Annotated in this window: 1 protein-coding gene; it reads right to left on the bottom strand. The window is 59.5% G+C overall.

All coding sequences use genetic code 11. The features are described from left to right. Positions 1 to 52 precede the first annotated feature (52 nt). A partial coding sequence (locus AAAB16_RS07365) for an MlaD family protein (protein WP_340662760.1) occupies positions 53 to 1,573 on the bottom strand: 1,521 nt, incomplete at its 5' end.

Genomic DNA, 1,573 nt, shown 5'->3' with positions numbered 1-1,573 from the left:
CAGCACACCCTACGAGCAATAAAAAGGGCCGCATCGCTGCGGCCCTTTTTTGTCACTTGCCGATCTGAATCTTCGGCGCCCACTTCAGCCAATCATCATTGGCCTCTTCGTTCAGCACAAAGGTCTGCCCCGGCTTTACTGGCGTGCCGATCTGCTCACCCTCCGGCGTCGCGAAGGCGATGCCGCCTTGCAGCAGCGACTCCACCGACTCCGTACGCACCTTAGCGCCCTTAAACAGGCCCCAATCCACCGAGAAGCCACTAACGCTCCAGAATCGGCTGCCGGTGCGCACCAGAGCGGCGTAGCGCGGTTCGATCAGCACGCGGATCAGCACGCGGTCCGCTGTGGAGCCCAGTTCAATGCCGGTCACCTTGCCCACCTGCACTTCGCGGTAAGTAACCGGTACATCGACTTTGATCGAACCACGGCGTGGCGCACTCAGGATCAGGCTCAGGCCGTTCTCCTGGGTGACGATGGTCGGCGGTTGGTCCAGGGCAACAAACTGGGTTTGCGGTGTGGTGGCTTTCGCCGCAGGTTGTACTTGCAGGTAAAGGCCGCTGACCAGGGTGTCGAGGTTGGCGGTACGGATCAGGCCGAGCTCGGGCTTGACCACCCAGAATTGCGAGCCGACGCGGGCGACCTTATCGGCGCTTTCGGTGATGCGTGCGGTGAGCAGCACCGATTGCAGGTCATCGCTCAACGACACCGTTTCAACCTTACCCAAGTCGATACCTTTGAAGCGGATCGGTGTGCCCGGCTTTAACCCGTCACCGCTGGCAACGCGGATATTGATAATGGTGCCTTTCTGCAACGCGTCTTCACGGTCGGTGTGCAAGGTAAAGCGCTGCACCCGTTTGGTCGGTGCGGCTTTAGGGTCGGGGGTTTCAAAGCTGATGCCACCGGCCAGTAAGGTTTGCAGCGACTCGCTTTTCACCGTAACGCCAGACAGGCCGCCGGTAAGGGTGATGCCGCTGGCATTCCAGAAGCGCGTGGAGTTGTTTACCAGGTTGGCGTACTCGGGCTCGATATGCACACCAATGGCCACGCGTTTACGGTCGCGAGCCAGTTGGTAGCTTTGCACGCTGCCGACCTTGATCTGTTTGTAGAGCACTGGGCTGCCGACTTCCAAAGAGCCAAGTACGTCGCTATACAGCACCAGATGCAGGCCGGGAGCACTGAGGTCCAGCGGTGGCGGCTTAAGACGGGCAACAAAGTCTCGCGCTGACGAGTTGCCCTTCTCGCCAGGGCGCACGGCAATGTAGTTGCCTTTGACCAAGGCCTCGATACCCGTGATGCCGGCCAGCGAAATCACCGGTTTGACCACCCAAAATTCGGTGCCTTCGACCAGATAGTCTTCAGCGCGGGGATCCAACGCCAGCTCCGCCGAGGCCGTGGCCAAGTCGTCATTCATCTTCAAGGTTTTCAACGTGCCGACTTGAATGCCCTTGTACATCACTGGCGTGCGACCGGCTTGTAGGCCTTCGAAATCGCTGAACTTGACGTTGACCTTGATGCCCACCTGGGCAGCGTCGAAGTCTTCATACAGGCGAAATGGCAAGCTTGGGTCCGTTGG

Source organism: Pseudomonas sp. (genome assembly GCF_037994325.1).
In the GTDB taxonomy this organism is placed as follows: Bacteria; Pseudomonadota; Gammaproteobacteria; order Pseudomonadales; family Pseudomonadaceae; genus Aquipseudomonas.
This window is presented reverse-complemented; position numbering and strand designations above follow the sequence as displayed.